The organism is Kitasatospora sp. NPDC058965 (assembly GCF_042741245.1).
Taxonomy (GTDB): domain Bacteria; phylum Actinomycetota; class Actinomycetes; order Streptomycetales; family Streptomycetaceae; genus Kitasatospora.
Genome location: NZ_JBHYKG010000371.1, coordinates 1 through 7,702, shown reverse-complemented (window position 1 = coordinate 7,702; position 7,702 = coordinate 1). Strand labels below are relative to the sequence as shown.

The 7,702-nt window shown below is 75.2% G+C and carries 6 protein-coding genes; 2 read left to right on the top strand and 4 right to left on the bottom strand.

Features of this window, described 5'->3' with window-relative positions; translation table 11 throughout:
* Positions 1-39: 39 nt before the first annotated feature.
* The 4 genes from ACFW1A_RS35905 to ACFW1A_RS35890 form a co-directional block, all read right to left on the bottom strand.
* Positions 40-2,457 carry a transglutaminaseTgpA domain-containing protein gene (locus ACFW1A_RS35905; RefSeq protein WP_380416900.1) on the bottom strand — a complete coding sequence of 806 codons (2,418 nt, stop codon included), beginning with the start codon at positions 2,455-2,457 and terminating at the stop codon, positions 40-42.
* Complete coding sequence (locus ACFW1A_RS35900) at positions 2,454-3,812, bottom strand: DUF58 domain-containing protein (protein ID WP_380416898.1); 1,359 nt, start codon at positions 3,810-3,812, stop codon at positions 2,454-2,456. Before ACFW1A_RS35900 ends, ACFW1A_RS35905 begins: the two co-directional genes overlap by 4 nt.
* A gap of 1 nt (position 3,813) precedes the next feature.
* Positions 3,814-4,803 (bottom strand): AAA family ATPase, encoded by a 990-nt coding sequence (locus tag ACFW1A_RS35895; RefSeq protein ID WP_380416902.1) that lies wholly within the window; start codon positions 4,801-4,803, stop codon positions 3,814-3,816.
* 172 nt (positions 4,804-4,975) lie between these two features.
* Entirely contained in the window at positions 4,976-5,512 is a 537-nt protein-coding gene (locus ACFW1A_RS35890) for a beta-class carbonic anhydrase (RefSeq protein ID WP_380416896.1), read from the bottom strand.
* A 379-nt stretch (positions 5,513-5,891) separates the two neighbouring features.
* Here ACFW1A_RS35890 and rsmH point away from each other — a divergent pair, with 379 nt between their 5' ends.
* A complete protein-coding gene (rsmH, locus tag ACFW1A_RS35885; protein ID WP_380416894.1) occupies positions 5,892-6,869 on the top strand; it encodes a 16S rRNA (cytosine(1402)-N(4))-methyltransferase RsmH in 978 nt (325 codons plus the stop codon).
* Between the two features lie 48 nt (positions 6,870-6,917).
* Complete coding sequence (locus ACFW1A_RS35880; RefSeq protein ID WP_380416891.1) at positions 6,918-7,538, top strand: cell division protein FtsL; 621 nt, start codon at positions 6,918-6,920, stop codon at positions 7,536-7,538.
* The last annotated feature ends 164 nt before the right edge of the window (positions 7,539-7,702 follow it).

Sequence of the window (7,702 nt, the reverse complement as noted above, 5' to 3'; positions counted from 1 at the left end):
CGGGTTATCCGATCGGATCACCCGCCCACTTCGCGTGTGTCAGCCCTTCGACCGCCGCAGCGGAGCGATCAGCCGCTCGCGCAGCCGGCCGGCCGAGGCCGCCGCCCGCTCCCGCCGGGACCGGACGGCGTCGCCGACCCGCCAGAACACCCGGGCGGTGGACGGCGGCAGCAGCTCCGCGCGCAGCCGCCGCCGACGCCCGGCCGCGGCCCGCAGGCTCTCCCGGGCGGTCCGCACGTCCGGGCCGAGCGGGGTGGACGGGCCGGGGTCGCGGGCGTACAGGGCCCGCTCGGTGGCCAGCGCCACCCGCCCGGCCGCGGCCCGGCCGCGCTCGCCCAGCTGCCCGGCCTCGTTGATCCGCGCCACCGTGTTCCGCGGGCTGAGCGACTCGTCCGGCGGGATGCCCAGGTCCCAGGCGGTGTCGATCAGTTCCTGCCAGGCCGCGAGCACCTGGGCCTCGGTCAGCCCGCCGCCGCCCGGGCCGCCGGGCCGCCGCCGGCCCTCGCCGAGTCGGCGCCGCCGCAGCCGCCGGCGCCAGAGCATCGGGGTGGCGGCCAGCAGCAGCACCGCGCCGGTGACCGCCAGGGCCACGATCAGCTGGACCGGGAGCCCGCGGTCCGTGCTGCGCACCAGGTCCGGGGTCGCCAGGTTCTGGTCCGGGCAGCCGCCCTGGCGGCGCAGCTGGGGCGCGCAGCTGGCGCCGGCGCTGGGCGCCGCCGTGTCGCCGCCGGTCGGGGTGGCCGTGGGCTGCTGGGCGGTGCTGGTCGGGGTGGTCACCGGGGCCGGCGCACCGTAGGCGGGTGCCACGCCGCGGCTGGGGGTGGGCTCGAACCTGGTCCAGCCGACGCCGCTGAAGTAGAGCTCCGGCCAGGCGTGGTAGTCCTTGGTGCCGACCTGGTAGTTGCCGCCGCCCAGGTCGTCGCCGGGGGCGAAGCCGACCGCCACCCGGGCCGGGATGCCCAGCGAGCGGGCCATCGCCGCGAAGGTGGCGGCGAAGTGCACGCAGAAGCCGCGCTTGTCCTGCAGGAACTTGGCGATCGCCTGCGGGCCGGTGCCCGGGTCGACCGACGGGCTGTAGACGAAGTTCCCGGTGACGGTGAACCAGGTCTGCAGCGCCATCGCCTTGTCGTAGTCGGTGGCCGCGCCGTCGGTGACCTGCTGCGCGGTCGTGCGCACCACGCCCGGCAGGTTGGCCGGCAGCTGGGTGTACTTCTGCAGCACCGGGCCGGGCGCGGCGGGGGCCTGGCGCAGCTGGTCGGCGGTCGGGCCGACGTCGAGCGAGGTGACCGTGTACCGCATGCCGTTGGACTTCTGGCTCTTGGCGCCGATCAGCGAGCCGGACTCCGGCTCGTACCGCCAGTCGCCCTTGAGCTCCGCCTTCTGCAGCGGGTACGGCACCGGCAGCCACTGCGAGCTGAGCGAGTCCGAGATCGAGACGTCGGTGGTCATCGGCGCGGCGGACACCGACTTGTCCAGGCCCTCGGGGGCCGGGATCGGGTCGGGGACCGAGTTGGCGGGCTGGTTGCCGGGCTGCCAGTCGGTGCCGTTGAAGTCGTCCAGCGCGGTGGTGCGCAGGTAGGCGGTGCGCAGCGCCGGGTCGGTGCCGTGGTAGCGGATCACCACCTGGTTCTCCGGGCGGCGCAGCCCGTCCGCCAGCGAGACCACCGGGTTGAGCGCGTTGATGCTGCCGTGCCCGGAGCCGCCGGTGCCGCCGTTGCCGAAGCCGCCGCCGTTGACCAGGTCGAGCCCGTCCCAGGCCGGGACGATGCCGCCGATCAGCAGGGCGCCGACCAGCGTCAGGATGCCCGTCAGGTGGCCGCCGGTGGACAGTCCGCCGCCGGTCTCGGTGGCGCCGGTGCCGCGGAAGACCCGGCCCCAGCGGGAGAGCCGGTCCCGGCCCTCGGCGAACAGCAGCATCAGGTAGCCGCCGCCGGTGCACAGGAACCAGAGCCAGAGCGCGCCGGTCTGGCTGCCGGCCAGGCCGGTGCCCACCGAGTACAGCGCCAGCAGCGGCAGCCCGGCCAGCGCCGCGCGCCGGTAGGTCACCGCGAGGGCGTCGACCAGGACGGCGACCAGGGCCACCGAGCCGATCAGCAGCAGCCGCAGGCTCGGGGTGGCCGGGGCCGGGATGGCGTAGTTGGCGATGTCGTTCGGGGCGCCGGTCAGCAGGGCGGCGAAGTCGTGCAGCGCGGGGCGCAGCGGCAGCACCCCGAACGTCATCGACGGGCCGACCGAGCCGAGCACCAGCAGGTAGAGCGCCACCACCAGTTGGCCCGCCGGGACGAGCGGTCGCGGGGTGCCGAACCGGCGCAGCGCGGCGCCGACCAGGGCCACCACCGCGACCTGTCCGAGGGTCGGCAGCAGCCAGCCCTCCGGGCGCAGCAGCGGGGACAGGCCGAGCATGGCCAGCGCGCTGGCCAGTGCGCTGTAGAGGGTCAGCCGGGCTCGGGTGGTCATGCGTTCGCCCCCCTGGTGAACGGACGGCCGGTGTCGAACGGACGGCCGGCGGTCGGGACGGTCTGGGCGTGCACGTCGGCACGCCGCCACAGCTCGGCCACCGAGTCGCCGGCCCGGGCGGGCAGCACGGTCCAGCCGGCCTCGCGCAGCAGGCGCAGCTGACGGTCGGTGGACTCGTCGGAGGCGTCCGGGAAGAGCTGGCCGAGGCCGACCCAGCTGCCGGTGTCCAGCACGAAGGCGACGGCGGCGCCGGCCCGCCGGCGCAGCCGGGCCAGGCTCGCGCTCTGCTCGTCGTCCAGCGTGCCGAGCACCGCCACCAGCAGGCCCTCGCCGCCCAGCCGCAGTGCCTCCTCGGCGCGGCCCAGGCCGCCGCCGCTGGAGTACTGGACCACCGCGAGGGTGTCCAGCAGCAGGCCGATCGACTCGCTGACCGAGCCGCCGGTGCTGCTCTTGGCGTCCTGCGGCACCTGCACCCCGGTGTCGGTCAGCAGCCGGGTCTGGTAGCCGCGCTCCAGCAGGTGGCCGGCGACCGAGGCGGCGCAGGAGACCGCCCACTCGAAGGAGGAGGCCGGGCCGCTGCCGCGGTGCCCGACCTCGCGGGTGTCCAGCAGCACGGTGGCGCGGGCGCGCAGCGGCTGCTCCTCCCGGCGCACCATCAGCTCGCCGTACTTGGCGGTGGACTTCCAGTGCACCCGGCGCAGGTCGTCGCCGTGCCGGTACTCGCGCGGCACGGTGTCGTCGTCACCGGCCAGCGCCACCGCGCGGGTGACCGAGTCGCCGTAGCCGGCCCACTCGCCGGCCAGCTTGATCGCGGGCAGCGGCTGGACCTGCGGCACCACGGTGAGGGTGTCGGCGGAGCTGAACGCCCGGGTCAGCTCGCACATCCCGAACGGGTCGGTCAGCCGCAGCTGCAGCGGGCCCAGCGGGTAGCGGCCGCGCAGGTCGGAGCGGACCCGGTAGGAGACCTCGCGGAAGCCCCGCGGCTCGACCCGGTCCAGCACGAAGCGCGGCCGCGGCCCGAGCAGGTAGGGGACCTTGTCCTCCAGCATCAGCAGGCCGGTGGGCACCCGGGAGATGTTGTCCACCCGCAGGTGCACCCGGGCCTCCTGGCCGGCCGGCACCCGGTGCGGGGAGAGCCGCCGGCCGCTGGCCACCCGGTAGCGGGTGCGCAGCAGCAGCGCGACCGCCACCAGCGGCAGCGCGGTCACCAGCAGGCCGACCCGCAGCAGCGCCTCCTGGCCGAGCAGGTAGGAGCAGAGGATCGCGGTGATGCCGGCCGCGAGGAAGGAGCGGCCGCGGGTCGTCAGCCCGCGCAGACCCGTCCGCCAGCCGGTCGGGTCGCTCGGTGCCGCCACCTCAGCGACCCTGCGGGACGGGCAGCCGGTGCACCAGCTCCTGGACGATCTGCTCGGCGCCGCGGCGGTTCAGCTGGGCCTCGGCGGTGGGCAGCAGGCGGTGCGCCAGCACCGGTACGGCGAGTGCCTGGATGTCGTCCGGGACCACGTAGTCGCGGCCCTGCAGGGCGGCGGCGGCCCGGGCGGCCCGGATCAGGTGCAGGGTCGCCCGGGGGGAGGCGCCCAGTCGTAGCTCGGGGGAGGTGCGGGTGGCGGTGACCAGGTCGACCGCGTACCGGCGCACGCTGTCGGCCACGTGCACGGTGCGCACCAGGTCGATCAGCTTGAGCACGTCGGCGGCGTGCGCGACCGGCTGCAGGTCGTCCAGCGGCGAGGCGCCGCCGTGCACGTCCAGCATCGCCAGCTCGGCCTCGGGGCTCGGGTAGCCGATCGAGATCCGGGCCATGAAGCGGTCGCGCTGGGCCTCGGGCAGCGGGTAGGTGCCCTCCATCTCGACCGGGTTCTGGGTGGCGATCACCATGAACGGCGACGGCAGCTCGTAGGTGGTGCCGTCGATGGTGACCTGGCGCTCGGCCATCGACTCCAGCAGCGCGGACTGGGTCTTGGGCGAGGCGCGGTTGATCTCGTCGCCGACCACGATCTGGGCGAAGATGGCGCCCGGGCGGAACTCGAAGTCCATCCGCTGCTGGTCGAAGACGTTGGTGCCGGTGACGTCGGAGGGCAGCAGGTCGGGGGTGAACTGGATCCGGCGCACGGTGAAGTCGACCGACCGGGCCAGCGCCTTGGCCAGCATGGTCTTGCCGACGCCCGGGACGTCCTCCAGGAGCAGGTGCCCCTCGGCCAACATCACGGTGAGCGCGAGCCGGACGGCCTCGGGCTTGCCCTCGATCACGCTCTCCACCGAGGCCCGAACCCGGTCGACCACCGCGTTCAGCTCAGGCAGACCCAACGGTGCCCCCGCGGCCGGCGTGGTCGACCCGGTGCGGTCGATGCCGGTCTGCTCGTTGTAGGTCGTCACCCGTAAGCTCCTCGCCCCTCCTCACGCCGGGTCCGCCTGTCCGGTCCCGACCGTTGGGGCGCATTCTTCCCTGACCAGAGGCCGAAAGTCACCCGATGGAGCGATGCCGGCCCGGACGCCGTCGACCGGGCCCGCACGGTCGGGGTCAGTGGACCTCGCGGAGCAGGCCGGTGTGCACGTCGAAGACGAAGCCGCGGACGTCCTCGGTGTGCACCAGGAAGGGCGAGGTGCGCACCCGCTGCATGGACTGCCGCACGTCGCCGTCCAGGTCGACGAAGGACTCCACCGCCCACTGCGGGCGCTGGCCGACCTCCAGTTCGAGCTCGCGGCGGAAGTCCTCGGTGAGGCCGAGCAGGCCGCAGCCGGTGTGGTGGATCAGGGCCACCGACCGGGTGCCGAGCGCGCGCTGACTGATCGTCAGGGAGCGGATGGTGTCGTCGGTGACCACGCCGCCGGCGTTGCGGATGATGTGCGCGTCGCCCAGCTCCAGGCCGAGCGCGGCGAACAGGTCGAGGCGGGCGTCCATGCAGGCGACCACGGCGACCTTCTGCACCGGCCGGGCGTCCATGCCGCCGTCGCGGAAGGTGACCGCGTACTCCCGGTTGGCCGTGACGAACCGGTCGACGATGCTGGCGTCGGCAGTGGCGTCGTCCTGGGACGACTGTTCAGGAGTCACTGTCATGAGTACGACGGTAGTAGGAACCTTCGTGCCGTGGTGGGGTCGCGCTGGAACACAGGGGTCGGTGTGACGGAGCGCATAGGGCGCGCGTGGCGCCACCGGGTGGCGGGCGCACGAGCGGTAGTCTGACGGTCCGTACGCGGCCCGCGGCCTCCTCCCGCTCCGTGCCACCTGACGCACCTTCCCCGGCGCCGGGCGGCACCGCCTTCCCCCGGGACCTGACCGGTGTGCACCGCCGAGCAGGTCCGCGAGCGGGCGGGGACCACGGGCGGCGTCCGGCGGCCGGACCGCCGTGGGACAGAATGGTCGGATCCACCCGCTTCCCGGCGCCGTGCTGGCGGCCGGCCGGCGGCCCCGCATCCGAGGAAAGGCGCCCGCGCGCATGGCCACTGGCAGTCCCAAGCACGTCCCGGTCATGCTGCAGCGCTGCATGGACGCGCTGGCCCCGGCCGTCTCCGCGCCCGGCGCGGTGGTGGTGGACGCCACCCTGGGCCTGGGCGGCCACAGCGAGGCGCTGCTGACCCAGTTCCCCGAGGTGCGGCTGGTCGCGGTGGACCGGGACCCGGAGGCGCTGCGGCTGTCCCGGGAGCGACTGGCCCCGTTCGGCGACCGGGCCACCCTGGTGCACGCGGTCTACGACGAGATCCCCGAGGTGCTGGCCGAGCTGGGCATCGACCAGGTGCAGGGGCTGCTCTTCGACCTCGGCGTCTCCTCGATGCAGCTGGACGAGGCCGACCGCGGCTTCGCCTACGCCCAGGACGCGCCGCTGGACATGCGGATGGACCAGACCCGCGGGCTGAGCGCGGCCGAGGTGCTGAACACCTACAGCCACGGCGACCTGGCCCGGATCCTCAAGGTCTACGGCGAGGAGCGGTTCGCCGGCAAGATCGCCTCGGTGATCCTGCGGGAGCGGGCCAAGGAACCGTTCAGCACCAGCGCGCGTCTGGTGGAGTTGGTGCGCAACGCCATCCCCGCGGCGACCCGGCGCACCGGCGGGAACCCGGCCAAGCGGACCTTCCAGGCGCTGCGGATCGAGGTCAACGGCGAGCTGGAGGTGCTCGACCGGGCCATCCCGGGCGCGCTGGACGTGCTCGCGGTCGGCGGCCGGATGGTGGTGATGTCCTACCAGTCGCTGGAGGACCGGCTGGTGAAGCAGTACTTCGCGGCCGGGGCCGCCAGCACCGCGCCGCCCGGGCTGCCGTTCGTCCCGGAGGAGCACCAGCCCCGGCTGAAGCTGATCACCCGGGGCGCCGAGCTGGCCACCGAGGCGGAGATCGAGGAGAACCGGCGCGCCGCGCCCGTGCGGCTGCGGGTGGCGGAGAGGATCAGAGCCGCCCGGTCCACGGACCGGAAGCGGTAGACACCCGGGGCACCAGGGCCCGAGCGGGGGGCGAAGGCGGGCGAGGTTGTGAGGGGAAACCAGGAGACGATGGCGCAGGCGGCCGGCAAGGGCATCCAGGAGGGCAGGCTGCTGCCCGGGCAGCTGGGGCGGGCGCGGATCACCGTGCGCCCGGGGAGGGCGCGCGGCGGCCGGGGGCGCACACCGTTCGCGGTCCTGGTGGTGCTGCTGCTGACGGTCGGTCTGCTGGGGCTGCTGATGCTCAACACCTCGCTCAACGACGGGTCGATCCAGCTGGCCAAACTCCGCCAGCAGACCACCGTGCTGACCGAGCAGCAGCAGGAACTGCAGCAGCAGATCGACCGGGACGCAGCGCCGGACGCGCTGGAGAAGGCGGCCCGGCAGCTCGGCATGGTGCCCGGCGGCGACCCGGCCTTCCTGCAGGACGACGGCAAGGTGGTCGGTTCGCCCGGCGCCGCCAAGGACAGCCCGCCGGTCAAGCGCTCCGGCGCCGACCTGTGGCCCGGCGCGGGCAGCGCGGTCCCGGCCGCGCCGCCGTCCCCGGGCGCCCCGGCCTCGCCGTCGGCCGGCGGCCCCGACGCGTCGGCGAGCGGTGCGGCCGACCCGGCCACCGGCGGTCCCGCGCTGCGGGTGGACCCGGTGAGCCCGAGCGGGGGTGGCACCCGGTGACCGAGCCCCGACGACCCCGCACCCCGGGCGAGCGGCGGCCGGCCGCGCCCCCGCAGCGCTCCGGCGAGCGGCCCGGCAAGGCCGCCGAGCCGCGCAGGTCCGCCGACCCTCGCAAGGCCGCCGAGCCGCGCCGGGCGGCCCAGCCCGGCAAGGACGGCCGGCCC

Bases quoted from the DNA above. Each gene is read 5' to 3' on its own strand.
- ACFW1A_RS35905 (WP_380416900.1), bottom strand. From the start codon at position 2,457: ATGACCACCCGAGCCCGGCTGACCCTCTACAGCGCACTGGCCAGCGCG.
- ACFW1A_RS35890 (WP_380416896.1), bottom strand. From the start codon at position 5,512: ATGACAGTGACTCCTGAACAGTCGTCCCAGGACGACGCCACTGCCGAC.
- rsmH (WP_380416894.1), top strand. From the start codon at position 5,892: ATGGCCACTGGCAGTCCCAAGCACGTCCCGGTCATGCTGCAGCGCTGC.